At 52.4% G+C, this 17666-nt stretch carries 14 protein-coding genes; 7 read left to right on the top strand and 7 right to left on the bottom strand.

Annotated elements, in window-relative coordinates; genetic code table 11:
* Positions 1-47: 47 nt before the first annotated feature.
* Positions 48-368, bottom strand: coding sequence for a flagellar transcriptional regulator FlhD (gene flhD, locus INP77_RS04255; protein WP_194747599.1), 321 nt, complete (start codon positions 366-368; stop codon positions 48-50).
* Between the two features lie 609 nt (positions 369-977).
* On the opposite strand from flhD, the gene flhB reads away from it, so the two are divergent.
* Genes flhB through INP77_RS04290 form a run of 7 tightly spaced genes read left to right on the top strand, consistent with a single transcriptional unit; the run spans position 978 to position 8833 of the window.
* Entirely contained in the window at positions 978-2150 is a 1173-nt protein-coding gene (gene flhB, locus INP77_RS04260) for a flagellar biosynthesis protein FlhB (RefSeq protein WP_194748421.1), read from the top strand.
* Positions 2151-2171: 21 nt separating this feature from the next.
* Positions 2172-4259: a flagellar biosynthesis protein FlhA gene (flhA, locus tag INP77_RS04265; protein WP_194747601.1), complete on the top strand. Its 2088-nt coding sequence runs from the start codon at positions 2172-2174 to the stop codon at positions 4257-4259.
* 1 nt (position 4260) lies between these two features.
* On the top strand, positions 4261-5610 hold the full coding sequence (gene flhF, locus INP77_RS04270; protein ID WP_194747602.1) for a flagellar biosynthesis protein FlhF: 1350 nt from the start codon (positions 4261-4263) through the stop codon (positions 5608-5610).
* Positions 5603-6394, top strand: a complete 792-nt coding sequence (locus tag INP77_RS04275; protein WP_194747603.1) for a hypothetical protein — start codon at positions 5603-5605, stop codon at positions 6392-6394. The genes flhF and INP77_RS04275 overlap by 8 nt, the downstream gene beginning before the upstream one ends.
* 17 nt (positions 6395-6411) lie before the next feature.
* The gene (locus tag INP77_RS04280) at positions 6412-7146 is read left to right on the top strand and encodes an RNA polymerase sigma factor FliA (protein WP_194747604.1); all 735 of its coding nucleotides are present in this window, start codon (positions 6412-6414) and stop codon (positions 7144-7146) included.
* A complete protein-coding gene (locus tag INP77_RS04285) occupies positions 7146-7898 on the top strand; it encodes a flagellar motor protein (protein ID WP_194747605.1) in 753 nt (250 codons plus the stop codon). The genes INP77_RS04280 and INP77_RS04285 overlap by 1 nt, the downstream gene beginning before the upstream one ends.
* The gene (locus tag INP77_RS04290) at positions 7898-8833 is read left to right on the top strand and encodes a flagellar motor protein MotB (protein WP_194748422.1); all 936 of its coding nucleotides are present in this window, start codon (positions 7898-7900) and stop codon (positions 8831-8833) included. The genes INP77_RS04285 and INP77_RS04290 overlap by 1 nt, the downstream gene beginning before the upstream one ends.
* A 59-nt stretch (positions 8834-8892) precedes the next feature.
* Here INP77_RS04290 and INP77_RS04295 read toward each other — a convergent pair whose 3' ends face one another.
* The 6 genes from INP77_RS04295 to INP77_RS04320 form a co-directional block, all read right to left on the bottom strand.
* Positions 8893-11154 (bottom strand): bifunctional diguanylate cyclase/phosphodiesterase, encoded by a 2262-nt coding sequence (locus INP77_RS04295; protein ID WP_194747606.1) that lies wholly within the window; start codon positions 11152-11154, stop codon positions 8893-8895.
* Positions 11155-11485: 331 nt separating this feature from the next.
* Positions 11486-12100 carry a sulfite oxidase heme-binding subunit YedZ gene (locus tag INP77_RS04300; RefSeq protein WP_194747607.1) on the bottom strand — a complete coding sequence of 205 codons (615 nt, stop codon included), beginning with the start codon at positions 12098-12100 and terminating at the stop codon, positions 11486-11488.
* A 1-nt stretch (position 12101) separates the two neighbouring features.
* Entirely contained in the window at positions 12102-13049 is a 948-nt protein-coding gene (msrP, locus tag INP77_RS04305) for a protein-methionine-sulfoxide reductase catalytic subunit MsrP (RefSeq protein WP_194747608.1), read from the bottom strand.
* Between the two features lie 177 nt (positions 13050-13226).
* Positions 13227-14048, bottom strand: coding sequence for a tetratricopeptide repeat protein (locus INP77_RS04310; protein ID WP_194747610.1), 822 nt, complete (start codon positions 14046-14048; stop codon positions 13227-13229).
* Positions 14049-14107: 59 nt separating this feature from the next.
* Positions 14108-16192 (bottom strand): NAD-dependent DNA ligase LigA, encoded by a 2085-nt coding sequence (gene ligA, locus INP77_RS04315; protein WP_194748423.1) that lies wholly within the window; start codon positions 16190-16192, stop codon positions 14108-14110.
* Positions 16193-16194: 2 nt separating this feature from the next.
* Positions 16195-17628: a cell division protein ZipA C-terminal FtsZ-binding domain-containing protein gene (locus tag INP77_RS04320; protein ID WP_194747612.1), complete on the bottom strand. Its 1434-nt coding sequence runs from the start codon at positions 17626-17628 to the stop codon at positions 16195-16197.
* Between the last annotated feature and the right edge of the window lie 38 nt (positions 17629-17666).

Genomic DNA, 17666 nt, shown 5'->3' on the forward strand with positions numbered 1-17666 from the left:
TATCCTCTTTTCTCTTTCTAATCGCCGTGTGGTGACAACTACGCTGCTTATACGGTGGAATCTGCGGCCTGGGCTGACATTAATACCGCAGTATGCAGATGGGCTTGGGCAGGGTCTTTGGCATAGCTGGTCAACATTCCCAGGATTTCGCTGTCATCAAAGCGGAAGCGGGTCAGCAGCATGTTGGTGTTACAGAGTTTCAGTAGCTGCAGATTGGTCAAGTTTTCGAGCAGATCTGCAATTTCCTTATTAATACCCAAGCGGAAGATGGCAGTGGCTTTGTCAGCACGGATCAGTTGTTGCGCCAACATCAGGTAGTTCAGGTTGGCATCCTTGATTTCAGCGAGTAAATCGTTTTGCATGTTCATGATCTTTTCTCCGTTTTTTTGCGTAAATTTAAGTCCGCCTGAGCGTTAGGCGTACTTTGCGCGCAATCATGAACTGCAACAATCAGGGTTTGTCGGTTTATTTTGTAAGACAGACGAAAACAGCCGTGTAGGAGTTTGTCTTACAAACCCCTACACGGCATTATTCACTAACAATAATATCAATCACTTATCGCTCAAACCTAAAGTTGAGCTACAAGTTCGTTATGTGCAGTCTGTCAGCATTTTTTGATTTCCAATTCAAAAATTAATTCAAGTTTTCTTGTTGTATTCCGTAAACAATGACTTTTATTCGTTTTCAAGCCGTCTTCATGATGGCCAGATACTTTTTCAGATATTCCGGTTAACGTCCCTACTTGATAAAACTTTAGGGTGCACAATCAAAAAAAATCCAAAAATTTGATAAGTCACTGTTTATTAATAAAAAATATTTTTAGCTTTTACACCCCTTAACAACAGGCAGGCAGCAACTGTGAGAAAGCGGTCAATTCGCCCTTTTATTCCCAACTTAGAAATACATTTATCTAGCCAATAATCACTCACAAGACACACGACATGGCGTGGTGTGCAAACCCGGAACGAGTGAAAGACATGGCAGCTGAAGACAGCGATATGGAAAAGACCGAAGACGCGTCCCCCAAGCGATTGGAGAAGGCACGCGAAGACGGCGATGTTCCCAGGTCGCGCGAATTGGCCTCTTGTGCGGTTTTGTTTACCAGCGGCATTGCCATCATGATGATGAGCAAGCCGATGGGTGAGGCCATGAAGGATGTATTGCGTCAGGGCCTGAGTCTGGACAGGGCCATGGCGTTTGAGCCGCAGCTGTTGATTGTGCATATGATCAAGGTGGTGGAACAGGCGATGTGGGCCTTTTTGCCACTGGCAGTCATTGTGGTTGCCGTAGCGATTGCTTCACCGATCTTGGTCGGTGGCTGGGTGATGTCGCAGAAATCGCTGGTGCCCAACTTTGGCAAACTCAACCCGATGAAAGGCTTGTCCAATCTGTTCTCCAAGAACTCGCTGGTGGAGTTGGTGAAGTCGATTGCAAAAACCATCCTGGTTGGTTCTGTCGGCTACACGCTGGTGAAAAAGGATTTGCAACCGATGTTGGGCTTGTCCAACATGCCGCTGGAATCCGGAATTAGCACTGTCAGCGAACTTATGGTGACCGGCTTTTTAACATTGGCTTCTGCGCTGGTCCTGATCGCCGTGATTGATGTGCCCTACCAGCTGTATCAATACGCGCAAAAACACAAAATGACCAAACAGGAACTCAAGGACGAATCCAAGGAGTCCGAAGGCAGCCCTGAAATTAAAGGCCGTATCCGTCAGCAGCAGCGTGAAATGGCGCGCAGAAGAATGATGAGTAATGTGCCCAAGGCAGACGTGGTGATTACTAACCCGACCCACTATGCCGTGGCGATCAGCTATAAAGAAGGTGAAAATGCAGCGCCTGTCGTCGTTGCCAAAGGCGTCGATGTACTTGCGCAAAAAATCAAGGAAATTGCTGCAGAACATAATGTGATGACGCTGGAATCCCCCAAACTGGCACGGGCCTTGTATGCCCATGCCGAGCTGGAGCGCGAGATTCCACAAACCTTGTATGCCGCGGTAGCGCAAATTTTGGCTTATGTGTTTCAACTGCGCGTGTTCAAGCAGCATGGCGGCGTCCGTCCGGTCATCCCTACTGATGTACCGGTCCCGGACGCACTGGATCCACATGCACTGGTCGCAGCGCCTGCCACGGCAACAGATATTGAATAAGCAAGACTGAGGAGTATTTAAATGAATAACTGGCAACAAATAATGGGGAAAATGGACGGCCGCAGCATCGCCGCCCCGCTCATTATTGTTTTGCTGCTGGCCATGATGATCTTGCCGTTACCGGCCATCATGCTCGATGTGTTTTTCACTTTTAATATTGCCTTGTCCATCCTGGTCTTGATGATCGGTCTGCAAACCACCAAGCCGCTGGACTTTATCGCCTTCCCGACCGTACTGCTGATGACCACCATGTTGCGCTTGTCGCTCAACGTGGCTTCGACCCGTATCGTGCTGACCGAGGGCCATGCTGGTCCTGATGCCGCCGGTAAAGTGATCGAGGCCTTTGGTCACTTTCTGATTGGCGGGAACTATGCGGTCGGAATTGTGGTGTTCGTCATCCTCACCATTATCAACTTTACCGTGATCACCAAAGGTGCGGGCCGGATTGCAGAAGTGGGTGCACGGTTTACCCTGGATGCGATGCCAGGCAAGCAGATGGCGATTGACGCGGACCTGAACGCGGGCCTGATTGGCGAAGATGAAGCCCGTCGCCGCCGTAAAGAAGTCGGCCAGGAATCCGAATTCTATGGCGCGATGGACGGTGCAAGCAAGTATGTGCGCGGGGATGCGATCGCCGGGATTCTGATCATTATTATCAACATTGTCGGCGGGTTGATTGTCGGCATGGTGCAACATGACCTGAGCTTTGGCGATGCAGTGAAAAACTACACCCTGCTCGCCATTGGTGATGGCCTGGTCGCGCAAATCCCTTCGCTGGTGATCTCCATTGCGGCCGGTGTGGTGGTTTCACGTGTGGCCAACAATGAAGACATCGGCGGCCAGCTGATTAGCCAACTGTTTGAAAATCCACGTGTGCTGACCATCACCGCCGGCATTATTGGCGGTATCGGCCTGATTCCAGGCATGCCTCACCTGGCCTTTATCGGGTTGGGGGGCTTGTTGGGTGGTATTGCTTATTCAGTCAAACAAAAACAGGAAAAAGCCAAACAGCAGACGGTGATTGAACCACAACCAGATGATAAATTGGCCCCGGCCAGCGAGGCGGAAGAAGCCACCTGGAACGATGTGCTGCCAGTAGATACCATCGGCCTCGAAGTTGGCTACCGTTTGATCCCGCTGGTCGATAAAGGTCAAGGCGGTGAATTGCTCAAGCGTATCAAGGGCATTCGCAAGAAATTTGCCCAGGAGATTGGTTTCCTGGCACCGACGGTCCATATCCGCGACAACCTGACGCTTAAACCGAACGCCTACCGCATCACCATGAAAGGCGTGGAAATGGCGACCGGGGAATCTAACTATCATCAAATGCTGGCGATTGATCCAGGTGCGGTGACCGGTGATCTTGAAGGCACCCGCACTACAGATCCAGCCTTTGGCTTGCCGGCAGTGTGGATTGATCCCGAGCAGAAAGAATTCGCACAAAGTCTGGGCTATACCGTGGTAGATCCAGGCACCGTGATTGCCACTCATTTAAACCACATCATTTCACTCAATGCCGGTGAGCTATTGGGCCGCCAGGAAGTCCAACAGTTGCTGGATCACATGAGCAAAGAATCCAGCAAGCTGATTGAGGAAATTGTGCCCAAGATCATCAGCTTGTCCACCTTGCAAAAGGTCTTGCAAAACCTGCTCAATGAGGGCGTGCATATCCGTGACATGCGCACGATTCTGGAAACGCTGGCAGACCATGCCCAGTATTCGCAAGATGCCAATGACCTGACCGCCATGGTCCGCATCAAGCTGGGGCGTGCAATTGTGCAGGACCTGTTCCCCTACAGCAACGAAATCACCGCCATGACCTTAGATGGTCAATTGGAAAAACTGTTGTTGCAAGCATTACAAAACAACCAGTCTAGCCAGGGCGTGATCGAGCCTGGCATTGCCGAAAGACTGTCACAAGAGACCGAAATGGCCGCCAGACAGCAAGAGCAGATGGGCTTGACACCAGTCCTGCTGGTGGCTGGCCCCCTCCGCCAGGCTTTATCCAGATTTTTAAGAAGGACCGTCCCGCACCTCAGAGTGTTATCCCACGATGAGTTGCCAGACAACAAATCGATTCGTGTCACCAGTTTAATCGGAGCGCAGTAATATGAACATCAGAAGATTTTTTGGCAAAAACGCACGTGAAGCCCTGGCCCAGGTCAAGCAGGCCCTGGGGGAAGATGCCATTATTGTTGCGAATCGCAGTGTCAACGGTGGGACCGAGATCATGGCCATGCTGGAGTCGGATGTCGATGCCAGTGCGAGTCAGGCAACTGCTGAGCAAGGCAGCGAGCAAACCCGCAGCCTGCTTGATTTTGTGCATGCAAAAGAGCAACCCCGGCAAGCAACTCCAGTACCGGCACCGCGCGCCGTTCAGCCGCCGGCAGCAACGGTCTCTGAAGAGGCCAGTGTCAACGAATCGGCCATCATGGACATGCTCAAGCAGCACAGTGAACAACAAGAGCATGCGTATCAGCTGGCAACACAAACGCTGGAAGAAAAAATGCAAGGCATGATGGTGGAAATGCGCCAGATGCGCAGCCACTTTGAAACCCAGATGAGTGCCATGACCTGGCAGCATCATTTACAACATAGCCCGGCCAAATCAAAAGTGCTGGGCACCCTGCTCGCTGCCAACTTCAGTGCGTCTCTTTCGCGCCAGATTGCCGAAAAAATGCCGCAACACATTGATGTGAACAAGGCGCCAATGTGGGCCAAAGAAGTGATCAGCCGCAATTTGCATACGCTGGACGACGAAGATGCTTTGCTGGACCGTGGCGGCATCTATGCCTTGGTCGGCCCGACCGGGGTCGGCAAAACTACCACCACGGCCAAATTGGCCGCCCGCTATGTGATGAAACATGGCACCCAAAACCTGGGCTTGATCACCACGGACAGCTACCGGATTGGCGGCTACGAGCAATTACGCATTTACGGCAAGATTCTGGGCGTGATGGTGCATGCGGTCAAAGATGAAGAAGACTTAAAAATAGCCTTAAACGAACTCAAGAACAAACATATGATTCTGGTGGATACCGTCGGCGTCAGCCAGCGTGACCAGGCGGTGACTGAGCAACTTTCCATGCTGAGCCGTGCCGACAGCCCGATACAGAAACTGTTGTGCCTGAATGCGACCTCAACCGGCGATACCTTGACTGATGTGATGCGTAGCTACAAAAAGCATGATATCGCTGGCTGTATCGTCACCAAACTCGACGAAGCGGCTGCGATTGGCAATGTACTGGACGTGTTGATTCGCGAACGCATGCGCCTGTTTTATACCACCAGCGGTCAGCGTGTGCCAGAGGATATCGAGGTTGCAGACAAGCAAGCCCTGGTCGAGCGCGTGTTGACACCACACCAGGCCAGCCTGCCCTACCAGTATCTGGATGAAGAGTTACCGCTGGTGATCTCCAGCATGATGCAAACCGCCAGCCAGGAGCAGCCACATGTTTAATTACCGTGACCAGGCGGACGGCTTGCGCCGTATCATGGCCAAAACCTCTGCCCGCATTATCAGTGTGATTGGGGCCAATGGCCAGCCAGCCAGCCAGTGGATGCGTCAACTGGCGACCAGCATGCTGACGCCAGAACAGCGTTTGTTGCTGGTGCACGCGCACCGCCAACCCGCGATGACACATTCCCTGCAAGGCATCGCCGTGCAACGTCAGGCCATCCAGCGGGGCATTTTCAAACACCCGCAAGGCTATGACCTGACCTGTTTGGGCGAAAATGACCTGTTAACCTCGCCTTTATCTCACGATTTAAAAACGCAACTCAACGGTATAGTGGAGCAACTTGCGTACGATTACGACACTGTGATGATTGAAGCACAACTGGATAGCCAAGACTACAGCCTGCTGCTGCCGGTAATTGCCGCGCATGAGCTGGTGATCCAAATGGATAGAAGCGAAGCCGCCATTAAGTCTGCATATGCGACCATCAAGCACATCAGCCAGCAGCATGGGCAGATTCCGTTGGGTGTCGTCGTGACAGACGCTAACCATGATCAAGGCAATCAGTACTTTATGCGCCTGAACCAGGTGTGCAAACAATTTTTGGGCATCACGCTGGAGTTCATTGGGGCCATGCCTGCTGAAACCGCCAAGGCAGTCACTGCCAACCCTGGGCGCGCGACTGCAGAAGTGAGCAAACAGCTTTCCAGCACACTGGCGTTTAAAACCGTCGCCCATCGTCTAGAACAACAACGGATTTCCATGCCATCCATGGCTGTTGCCTAAAGTCAAAAAGGAAAAACATGTATACCGCTAAAGGCACGACTCAAAATACCGATCAGATGCTCAAAATGCATAGCGGCCTGGTCAAGAAAATGGCGTATCAAATGAAGGCCAAGCTGCCCTCCTGCGTCGAGCTGGATGACCTGGTGCAAGCGGGCATGATCGGGCTGATGGACGCGATACAGCGTTACGAAGATACGCATGGGGCACAATTTGAAACTTACGCCTCTCAGCGCGTACGCGGCGCCATGCTGGATGAATTGCGCGGTGCCGACTGGCTGCCGCGCGGTATCCGCAAAAACATGCGCGATATCGAGTTGGCTGTGCAGCAACTGGAACAAAAACTGGGTCGCCCGCCAACTGAATCCGAAATCGCCAAGCACATGAATTTTAGCCTGGAAGATTACTACGAGGTCTTGAGCGACTGCCAGGGTCACCAGCTGATTTATTACGAAGATTTTCAGGACGATGACGGTAGCGAGCACTTTCTGGATCGGTATGTGGACGATGATAGCAGCGACCCGGTGAAAGCCCTGCTCGAAAGCGACTTCCGTGAAGCCTTGATTGCCTCTATCGACAACTTGCCAGAGCGCGAAAAGATATTGATGGCCTTGTATTACGAGCAGGAGCTTAACCTCAAGGAGATTGGCGCCATCATGAATGTGTCCGAATCACGCGTTTGCCAGCTGCATAGCCAGGCGGTCGCCCGCTTGCGTGCCGCCATGCGTGAAAAAGCCTGGACCGGAGTTGCCTGATGGATTGGGGTAGCCTGGCCGGACTGCTGATTGCACTCGGCGGCCTGGTCCTGGGCCAAGTCATAGAAGGGGGCCACCTCAACTCCCTGATGCAACCTGCTGCCTTTGCCGTGGTTATTCTCGGCACGACTGGCGCCGTCTTGCTGCAAACCGAACTCAAAGTGTTTATCAAAGGCCTGCGCATGTTGAAGCTGGCCTTTGTCCACCCACAAGATGACCGTAAAAAACTCGCCGTTAAAATCAATCAATGGAGCCAGCAGGCGCGCAAAGAAAGCGTGCTGTCGCTGGAAAGCTACATCAAGCGTGAGCAGGATCCTTTCGTACGCAAGGGCTTGCAATTGCTGGTGGACGGCACCCCGCCTGACCGCATCCGCGAAGTCTGTGCCATTGATATGTATTACTACGAAATGCAACAGCGCGACGCTGTCAAAATCTGGTCAGCGGCAGGCGGCTATGCGCCCACCGTAGGCATTCTGGGTGCGGTGCTCGGCCTGATTCATGTCATGGAGAATCTGTCTGACCCAAGCAAGATCGGTAGCGGCATCGCAGTGGCCTTTGTTGCCACCATTTATGGTGTAGCGCTCGCCAACCTGGTGTTTTTACCCATCTCCAATAAACTCAAAGGCCATGTCCAGCATGAAATGTCCAGGCGCGAAATGCTGCTCAATGCCTGGGTCTCCATCGCACGGGGCGACAATCCAAAACTGGTCAGTGAGCGGCTGGAATCTTATCTGCATTTGAGACAATCGTGATGTACAGACGCCACAAGCTCGAAGATGAAGAGGAAAGCCACGAACGGTGGCTCATTTCTTATGCAGACTTCATTACCCTGCTGTTTGCTTTTTTCGTCGTCATGTATGCCACCTCCAACATTAACCTGAATAAATACCGCGCCCTCTCCAGCTCGGTCGTCAATGCGTTTCAGGGGCAACCGGGGGCTGTCGGCCAGCCGCAGAATATGCCACAGGGCTTACAAACGCCTGGTTTGCCAGTTCCTGGCGCACAGAATCAAAATGGGCAAGTTCCAAGTGCGGTGATGAAGCCTTTGCCGCTCAGCTATCTATATCAGGAAAAAAAACTGCGTGATCAGGAGAAAATTCGTGCCATGGCTCAGCAACTGGCCAACACTCTGGGGCAATGGATAGAGCAAAAACAGATCACGGTTTACCAGTCAGACTTGGGGGTGGAAATGGATATTTCCACCCATCTGCTGTTCCAGAACAACCAGGCGGCATATACACCCCAGGCCAGCCAGGTACTGCACATCATCAGCGCACAACTAAAAAATGAATACCGCACCCTCCAGGTTGAAGGGCATAGTGACAAGCACACCTTCAGTGGCATGGTTGACGCAGAAAGCAAGCGTTGGACATTGACGGCGACGCAGGCAGCACGCGTCGCGGCAACACTGGCCGCCGATGGCATCGCAGCCAAACGGCTTTCAGCCCTTGGCCTGGCAGAAACAAGGCCGGTCTCCAGCAGTGACAACAATCTGGCGCAATCGCTCAACAGCCGTATCACCCTGCGCATCCTCACCGCAGAGGCAGGTGAGCAACTCACCACCAATCTGGCGAACCGCCAGGAAGTCTCGCCAGCCGAGCCAGAAGCAACCGCAGAGATTCCAACGATGGCAACGCCAGCTACTTTGCCATCAGCAATGACAAACAAGCGCAACAGTCAGCCTTGACCTTGGCTGTGCGGCCGTAAAAGTTATTTTTTAAACCATCGCCTTTTAGGGCATCATTTCTAAACCAACGCTTGTTGCAACCAATCATTAAATGCGTCTATTGGCATGGGTTTACCAAACAGGTAACCCTGGTAGCGGCGGCAACCATTGTTTAGCAACAGTTCCAGTTGTTCTGGGGTTTCAACCCCTTCGGCAATCACGCCGAGGTACATGCTCTGCGCCATGGCAATAATGGTACGCACAATGGTGCGGTCATGACTATCGGTCACAATATCATTTACAAATGAGCGGTCTATCTTGAGTTGATACAGTGGCAATTTTTTAAGATATTGCAACGAAGAATAGCCGGTGCCAAAGTCGTCTAGGGAGAACTGGATGCCTGACTGGCTGAGCTCTGTCATGATGCGTACCGCATCGTCCACATTTTCCAAAAGCAGGCTTTCGGTTAACTCCAGACGCAAGGCATTAGGATTGATTTGATGTCGCTGTAAACAGGCTTTGACCATGGCGGTGAAATTGGCCTGACGGAACTGACGCGCGCTGATATTCACCGACAAACTGAGTTCACGTGTTTTTTGTGCCCGTTGCCAAACGGCAATTTGTGCACATGCCCGGTCGAGTACCCACATGCCGATTTCAACAATCAGGCCACTGCTCTCGGCCACCGCGATAAATTGCAGCGGTGAAATGAGGCCTTGCGTGGGGTGTTGCCAACGCAGCAAGACCTCTGCGCCAAACGGCCGGCCAGTGTGGTCCACTTGCACCTGATAATAAACCCGCAACTGTTGCTGGACGATGGCTTCGCGCAGCTCGGCTTCCAGGCGCGCTTGCGTCGCAATCTCGGTCTGCATGCCAGGCTCATACAGACAGGCATGGTTGCGGCCAGACTGCTTCGCTTTGTGCAAGGCGATGTCCGCGGCTTTCACATAGTCCGTTTCATCCATGTCTGTCCCGCTAAAACTGCACAAACCCATGCTGGCGGTCACCGGTAGCTTGAGTCCTGCCACGTTAAACGGCCGTTGCAGGGTTTTGTGCAATTTACGCTGCAAGGCCCAGACCTGTTGTACCGCCTTGTCTTTTTGAGTCGACAGCCCGGAAAGCAGAATCAGAAACTCATCGCCGCCCATACAGGCAATAAAATGCGGTTGTGCCGCCTTTTGCAGGCGCTGCGCCACTTGCTGCAACAGCGTATTGCCTGCATTGTGGCCATGGGCTTCATTCACCCATTTGAAATGGTCGAGGTCGATATAAATGAGACCGCCATGTTGCTCTGCGGCGGATTGATGATGCAAGGCATGCAATACTTCATACATTTTTTTGCGGTTAGGCAAGCCGCTCACCGGCTCAAGATAGGCCAGGGTTTGCATCGACTGCTGTGACAAATGGCGATCCACGACGATGCTGACCAGTCTGGCCGCCTGCCCGATCAGGGATTGCTCAGCGGCTGTAGGTAGTTGTACCTGACGCGAATACAAGGCAAACGCCCCGAGCACTTCCCCCGCAGCATTGAGAATAGGCTCTGCCCATCCACCCTGCACTCCCGAAGCCTGTGCTGCCGTTCGGTGGTACTGCCAGTAAGGATGGGTCATGACATTTTCAACCATCACGCGCTGGCGCGTGGCAATCGCGGTGGCAAGAGAGCCATTACCGGCCTCCAGCTTGAGTTGTTGCAAGGTTTGCAGTAGCGGGGCTGGCAAACTGGGCGCGATCACGGTTTGTACACGTTGCCCCAGATCCTGCGTCAGCACGATGGCACAAAAGGTCTCGGGATGCAGCGCTTCGATCTCGCCAGCGATCCAGGCCAGGATGTGTTCGGTATCCTGTTCTTTAAGAATCAGCTCCAGCATAGAAAACTTGAAGCGATCATAGTCTCGCACTCGTTGTTTTTCTTGCTGGTAAAGCAAGGCAGCTTGATGCAGCTGACTCACATCCCGCACCAGCAGCAAACAACGTGGCTCGTTTTGCCCATGCAAAAAATAATGCACTCGACACTCTAGCCACTGCACTCCCAGCTGGTCGCAGGCAATCTGTATGCATTGTTGGGTGGTCTGATCAGTGGCGGGCGTTAACAGGGCTTTTATCAACGCATGACTTTCGGCGGGTAAGGCTTGCCAAAGGCCGTTGCTATTCAAGACTTGATGCGCTGGTGTAGTCGCAGCTGGCCCTTGCGCTAACACAGACAAACAATCACCGGCGGCATTGGTCTCAACCGCCAGGTAATACTGGGCCGGATCAAGCAAATCAGACCACTGTTCAAGAAGCACACACAGTGCAGGATTGGCCAATATTGAAGCACTTGGCTCAGAGATTACTGAAGACATCGCAAACTTTCACAACTGCAGTGCACAATCTCTGTCCCTCCAACGCAGGTAAATACGCTGGTCATGAGATGGCACACCCCCGAAGAATATTTTTAGAATAGCACTACCAATGGATGGCTGCGCATTATATTTACAATAATGTGTCCAAAAAGCAGTGCGATGTCAAGCACAGATACCTTAACACTTGTCTGGCTGCAAGCAAGTTCGCGGGTAGAAACAGTGCGCGACCATCCCCCTCCCCGGCCTCACTTTGGGGTAAATCCGGCGATTGGAGTTCGTCCCACGTAAGATGGCTTTGCATCATAAAAAATCAAAGAAAAATCGCCCAAATCTACTTTCTACTAAAGACAGGCAAACGCAAGAGCATGATCAAGCCAAACACCCCGCTGTAAATGATCGGTTCGGTCAGGTCTTTTTTGACCAGCCACCAGAAATGCAGCAAGGCCAAGACCGCAATCACATACACCAGTTGATGCAATGTTTTCCAGCGCTGTTTAAGGGCATGCATGGCTGCCTGGTTAGAAGTAGCCGCCAACGGCACAGTCAATAATAAAGCCAATGCCCCAACCAGCACATAGGGATGCTTGACGATATCTTTGACCATGTCCGACCAGTCGAACTGATAATCCAGCCAGACATAACTGGTCACATGCAAACTGGCATAGGCAAACATCCATAACCCTAACAGGCGCCGCACGGCGATCAACCAGCCTAGACGGGTGAGAGATTTAAGCGGTGTCACACTCAGTGACAGTAACAAAAATACCAGTGCCCACGTGCCGGTCGAACGCTCAATAAATTCAACCGGATTCGCCCCCAGGTCATTGGTAACCCCCAGATAGACCAGGCGCAGTATCGGCAGTAATGCGCCTAGCCAAACCAGCATCTTCACCGCCTTGATGCGGTCTTTCACTGAAAGAGAAGGCCATGTGAATAAAGGACTCATATTAGAAATTTTTCTTCAAGTCCATGCCTGCATACAAGCTGGCGACTTCTTCATAACCATTAAACAGCTTGGTTTTCACGCGCCCGGCAAACAGTCCTGCGCCGATACGCTTCTCTGAGGACTGCGTCCAGCGTGGATGATCGACTTGCGGGTTTACGTTGGCGTAAAACCCGTATTCACGCGGACTCGCCCGCATCCAGGTTGTCGTTGGCATCTGCTCTACAAAGCGAATGGTAGAAATGGCTTTGGCCCCTTTAAACCCATACTTCCATGGCACCACCAGACGCACTGGTGCACCGTTCTGATTTGGCAAGACCTTGCCATACAGTCCCACCGCCAGAATCGTCAGTGGTTGCATGGCCTCATCCATACGCAACCCCTCCACATAGGGCCAGTCCAGTATCGGCATGCGCGCGCCAGGCATATGCCGGGGGTCGTTATACGACACAAATTCAATATACTTTGCATTGCCGGTCGGTTGCGCCCAGTCAATCAGCGCCTTGAGTGGCAACCCTATCCATGGGATGACCATAGACCACCCCTCGACACAGCGCATACGATAAATCCGCTCTTCAAGCGGTGCCAGCTTCATCAGTTGCTCAATGCCTATGGTTTTCGCTTGCTTGACCGCACCTTCTATCTTGATGGTCCATGGCGTCGGCTTGAACAGCACCGCCTCGCGCGCCGGGTCTTCTTTGCCGGTGCCAAACTCATAATAATTATTGTAATTGGTCACGTCCTGCAAAGCGGTGAGCGTCTCCTCCTTGCCATAGGCGGTTTTTTGAAACTCCAGCGTTTGCGCTGCCTGTGCCGTGGTTGGCAACCACAAACTGGCAGCGGCGATACCAGCAGCCTTGATCAAGGTCCGGCGTTGTTCAAACAGCGCTTGCGGCGTGATTTCTGAGGGTAAGATTCCGCTGGGGTTGCTGCGGTGAGGGTCAAATTGCATGTTGTTTCCTGTGTGGTGACAATTGTATGTTTGTCGCGTATGACAGGAAAACCTTACAGGGGATTCCAAATAAAAATAAATCTTTAACTGCCAGGGAAGTTTGACAGGGCTAAATGCGTCACTTGAGGCCCTTAACTGGGCCTCAAGCGCAAATCATCCAGTTTGATTGGGAATGCTTTACTTTGCCTGTGTCAACAAGGCGTCCAGTTCAGCATCTTTTAATTTGGCGGCAATGGTACGGGCTTGCTGTAGTAACTGTTGCGCAGCCGCGTGATCCCCTTGTGCTTTTTTTGAAGCGGCCCATTGAATGGCGGTCTTGGCTTCATAAAATTCGCCGCCATTTTCATGCGCATAGTCCATCAAGCGCTGGTAGGTTTTGTCTGCCCCGACAAAGTCTTTTTTATCGGTAAACAATTGCCCCAAAGTCAGGCTGGCTTCAGCATATTGGTCAGGGGTGCCTGATTTGCGCAGCATCAGGACACCTTTGAGCTGATATTCAATCGCTTTTTCAGCCTGTTTTAACTGCTGATAGGTCATGGCTTCGTGGATATAGCTATCCGCGCGCTCGTCGTCGTTCAAGGAGAGCTTTTCGCCGGCTTCAAATGATTTGAGCGCGTCAGCATACTGCTCCATTTCAAAATAGGCTTCGCCGATGAGGTTGTGGGCAACGCGGGCATAGCGGCGCATGTTTTGCTGCTCGCTAAATTTCAATGCTTGCTGATAACTCTCCAGCGCTGCGGCATGCACTTTGGCTTCCAGCTGCGCATTGCCCAACAACATATGCGCCGCAATCAGATCCAGCCCTTCCGGCTTGAGGCTGAGTGCCTGTTTAAAGCTCTGCTGGGCGGCGGTGTTATCCCCTAAACCCGATTGCGCGCGGCCTTTGCAAAGCCAAAATTCAGCCTGTTTTGCATGCTGCTCCGCAAGTTTGACGGCTTCAGCGTATTGATGTTTTTGGACGGCAGTATCGCAGGCATCTAATGCAGCATCCTTAGCCATTGATTCATTGATAATCAATAGATTAACAGCCAAAATTAAAGTTAATTTTAAGTTCATATTCAGAATAAACTCGATTGTTTTGAGAGAGGTTCGATTGAATCAGAGGGCGTTTCCGTTGTCGTGTCATCTTCAGAAGCGGCCTGTAACATGGCGAGCAATACAGCTTCATCCAGAATGGCGATATTCAGTTGCTGCGCTTTTTCAAGTTTGCTGCCCGCCTCTTCTCCGGCCACCACATAGCTGGTTTTGGCCGAGACACTGCCGCTGACCTTACCGCCCGCGGCTTCAATCATCGCTTGGGCTTGGTCACGCTTGAGCGTAGGCAATGTGCCAGTCAGCACAAAGGTTTTGCCAGCAAACGGGGTCAAAGCGGCCTTTTTTTCAATGTCGGCCCAATGCACGCCTAAATCGCGCATGGCAGCAATCACTTCGCGGTTATGCGGTTCCTGAAAGAACTGATATGCAGCTTCCGCCACAATCGGCCCGACATCCTTGACTTGCGTGAGTGCGGCTACATCGGCCTGCATCAAGGCATCAAGATTACCAAAATGTTGTGCCAGGTCTTTTGCAGTGGCCTCACCCACATTGCGAATCCCTAATGCATAAATAAATCTGGGCAAGGTCGTTTGCTTGCTTTTTTCAATGGCTACCAGCACATTTTGTGCAGATTTTTCTGCCATGCGTTCGAGGTCGCTGAGCATGGGCAGGGTCAAACGGTAAATATCATCCAGATGATGGACGAGTTCGCGTGCAACCAGCTGGTCAACCAGCTTCTCACCCAGGCCCTCAATATCCATGGCACGGCGAGAAGCAAAGTGTGTAATGGCCTGTTTACGCTGTGCCGGGCAGATCAATCCGCCAGTGCAGCGTGCCACTGCTTCATCCTGCGGACGGACCACATGCGAGCCACATTCCGGGCAGACGGCAGGCATTTCAAAGCGGCGCGCATCTGCCGGGCGTAATTCTGTTTTTACCGAAACAACCTCTGGGATCACATCCCCTGCCCGCCTGACAATCACGGTGTCGCCGATCTGGATATCCTTGCGCCTTAATTCATCCTCGTTATGCAAGGTGGCATTCGTGACCGTCACGCCGCCTACAAATACGGGTTTCAATCTGGCAACAGGTGTGATTGCGCCAGTACGGCCCACCTGCACAGAAATATCTTCAACAATGGTCGTTGCCTCTTCGGCCGGAAACTTGTGTGCCACCGCCCAGCGCGGCGCACGCGAAACGAAGCCTAGGCTGGCCTGCAAGGCAAAGTCATTCACTTTGTAGACCACGCCATCAATGTCAAACGGTAACTGGTGACGTTTTTCGCCAATCTCGGCATAGTATTCACGCAACCCCTGAGCGCCTATTTTCACCGCGCGCAAATCACTGACAGGAAAACGCAAGTCAGCCAGGTATTGCATGGCTTCAGAATGGGTATGTAATTCCGGCACGCCTATACTCGCGCCCAGGCCATAGGCAAAGAAATGTAGAGGACGTTTGGCGGTAATGTGAGGATCCAGCTGGCGCAAGCTACCTGCTGCGGCATTGCGCGGGTTGGCAAACAGTTTGCCATTAGCAGCGGCCTGTTGCTGATTGAGCTTCTCGAAGTCTCTTTTCAACATCAAGACTTCGCCGCGCACCTCAATTAAGGCTGGTGGCTGCGCAATATTCAAGCGGCTGGGAATGGCGCGTATGGTTTTGAGGTTATGGGTGACGTTCTCCCCCGTATACCCATCGCCACGGGTCGCGCCCTGCACAAATAGCCCGTGCTCATAGGTCAGGGTAATCGCCAGGCCATCAAATTTTGGCTCGACGGCATACGCCACCACGGCCTCCCCGGTACCTTCACGCACTCGGCGGTCAAACGCTTCTAGCTCGTCGTCTGCAAAGGCATTATTCAGGGAAAGCATGGCTTGCCTGTGTTGCACACTTTCAAAAGCAGCCAGCGCCTGTCCCCCCACCCGCTGGCTGGGGGAGTCCGCAGTAATCAGCGCTGGATATTGCTGCTCAATCCCGACCAGCTGGCGGTAGAGGCCATCATATTCACTATCGCTGACCAAGGGCGCGTCCAGCACATAATAGTGATAGTCATACTCGGCAATACGTTGCTTGAGCTGCTGCAACGCCAGCGCAGCCTCTTGCATGGACATCATCAGGAGAACAGGCGCTTGGCATGGCTACTACCGGGGATAATCCCCTGCGTCGCCATTGCATTAGAGATATTTTTGAGTTGCTGGCGGATTTTATCCAGCTGTGGATCACCAATCGCTTTGCGGTTGACGTCAATCAGGGCGGCATTGAGGCTAGTCGCCAGATGACGTGCAATTTCGACCATCTGGTCAAACACCTGCAAACTGTCAGGCGTAGTAGGAATATCCAGCTGGAAAGTCACCCCAGTCATCACTGCGGATTTCAACATATCTGCAGAAAATGGCTTGCCCTCGTAATTACGTACTGAAAACACTAATTGACCGTCAGCATTCAATAACTCGAAGCGGCCTTCGGCACTCAGCTGCATGCCGCAAGCTTCAGCCAAGCCACGCAGCTTGGTCGCATGAAACATGCCCTGGTTGGCTAACACATGAAATTCAACGGCTTTATCAACGTCGATACAGAAAGCATCTATCGCTTGTGCTTGCAATGCAGGCTCATATCCGCCCTGCCATACCACAGTCAGGCCCAAGGCTCTGGCCAATGTTTCCATGGACTTCTGAAAGCGCTTGAGCGTTTCCTGATCAACCGGACCGCCACGGTCAGCCAATTGCAAACTGCAAGCGACCTGACTGGCTGGCGTTTGTGTTTGCATGGCGGCAGCATCCAGAGCCAATACATCCTGCCACTCGCCTGTTGTTGCGCTCTGCGCCCAGAGTGTGGCATGTTGTGGGAACGTACGTACCTCAGCTTGCATATCTTCCAGCTCAACCAACATGACGCCTAGCGGCGCATCAATCAAGCCGATCCAATCCATAGAGGGGTGCACTTCAGCAGGCAAGTCCGGCAGTGTCGGGGACAAGGAAGCCGGTTCTGCCGATGGCATCTCTTCCAAGGCCTGGACTGGCGGTGCTTCAAAAGCAAAAGTCGGTTGCTCTGCCACCACAGCCGGCTCTGGCACTGCGACTGGCGGTTGATAAGCCGACACCTGTGGAGTGACCGGTTCTGGCTTGGTCACATTGATCACTGGCTCATGAATCGGTTGAACAGGCGCTGTTTTAACTGGAGAAGTGGCAGGCGCTGGTTTTGGTTTAAGCTTGGCGGGCTCTGCGGCTTTTGCCGGGGGGGGATTGGAAAACTCCGGCTCAACTTTAACAGAAGGTTGAGTTGAAGGCCGCACGCCGGTTTGGCGGACACGGGGCTCAGACATCCAGCCCTCTACCTCCTCGGACACAGGCGCGGTATCCACGGCAGTTTTCTTGGCAGCCTCTTTGACTTTGGCGGCAGGCTCGCCATCCAGCAAATCGCTACGGGTATGACTAAAACGGTATTCAACGTCTCTACGATATTTTTTTTCCTGCCACCAGTTAAATACAACCACTGCCAGAACGATGCTGACCCCGAGCAACACCAATATCATCCACAAATCAGACATGTGACTTAACAATCCTTTATAACGCTTGCATTATGATA

This window comes from Methylophilus sp. 13, from assembly GCF_015354335.1.
Taxonomy (GTDB): Bacteria; Pseudomonadota; Gammaproteobacteria; order Burkholderiales; family Methylophilaceae; genus Methylophilus; species Methylophilus glucosoxydans.

Excerpts from the sequence above, each read along its gene's own strand:
- INP77_RS04280 (WP_194747604.1), top strand. The coding sequence starts at position 6,412 with ATGTATACCGCTAAAGGCACGACTCAAAATACCGATCAGATGCTCAAA.
- INP77_RS04310 (WP_194747610.1), bottom strand. The coding sequence starts at position 14,048 with ATGGCTAAGGATGCTGCATTAGATGCCTGCGATACTGCCGTCCAAAAA.
- INP77_RS04320 (WP_194747612.1), bottom strand. The coding sequence starts at position 17,628 with ATGTCTGATTTGTGGATGATATTGGTGTTGCTCGGGGTCAGCATCGTT.
- ligA (WP_194748423.1), bottom strand. The coding sequence starts at position 16,192 with ATGTCCATGCAAGAGGCTGCGCTGGCGTTGCAGCAGCTCAAGCAACGT.
- INP77_RS04300 (WP_194747607.1), bottom strand. The coding sequence starts at position 12,100 with ATGAGTCCTTTATTCACATGGCCTTCTCTTTCAGTGAAAGACCGCATC.
- flhF (WP_194747602.1), top strand. The coding sequence starts at position 4,261 with ATGAACATCAGAAGATTTTTTGGCAAAAACGCACGTGAAGCCCTGGCC.
- INP77_RS04295 (WP_194747606.1), bottom strand. The coding sequence starts at position 11,154 with ATGTCTTCAGTAATCTCTGAGCCAAGTGCTTCAATATTGGCCAATCCT.
- INP77_RS04275 (WP_194747603.1), top strand. The coding sequence starts at position 5,603 with ATGTTTAATTACCGTGACCAGGCGGACGGCTTGCGCCGTATCATGGCC.
- INP77_RS04290 (WP_194748422.1), top strand. The coding sequence starts at position 7,898 with ATGTACAGACGCCACAAGCTCGAAGATGAAGAGGAAAGCCACGAACGG.
- INP77_RS04285 (WP_194747605.1), top strand. The coding sequence starts at position 7,146 with ATGGATTGGGGTAGCCTGGCCGGACTGCTGATTGCACTCGGCGGCCTG.
- msrP (WP_194747608.1), bottom strand. The coding sequence starts at position 13,049 with ATGCAATTTGACCCTCACCGCAGCAACCCCAGCGGAATCTTACCCTCA.
- flhA (WP_194747601.1), top strand. The coding sequence starts at position 2,172 with ATGAATAACTGGCAACAAATAATGGGGAAAATGGACGGCCGCAGCATC.
- flhB (WP_194748421.1), top strand. The coding sequence starts at position 978 with ATGGCAGCTGAAGACAGCGATATGGAAAAGACCGAAGACGCGTCCCCC.
- flhD (WP_194747599.1), bottom strand. The coding sequence starts at position 368 with ATGAACATGCAAAACGATTTACTCGCTGAAATCAAGGATGCCAACCTG.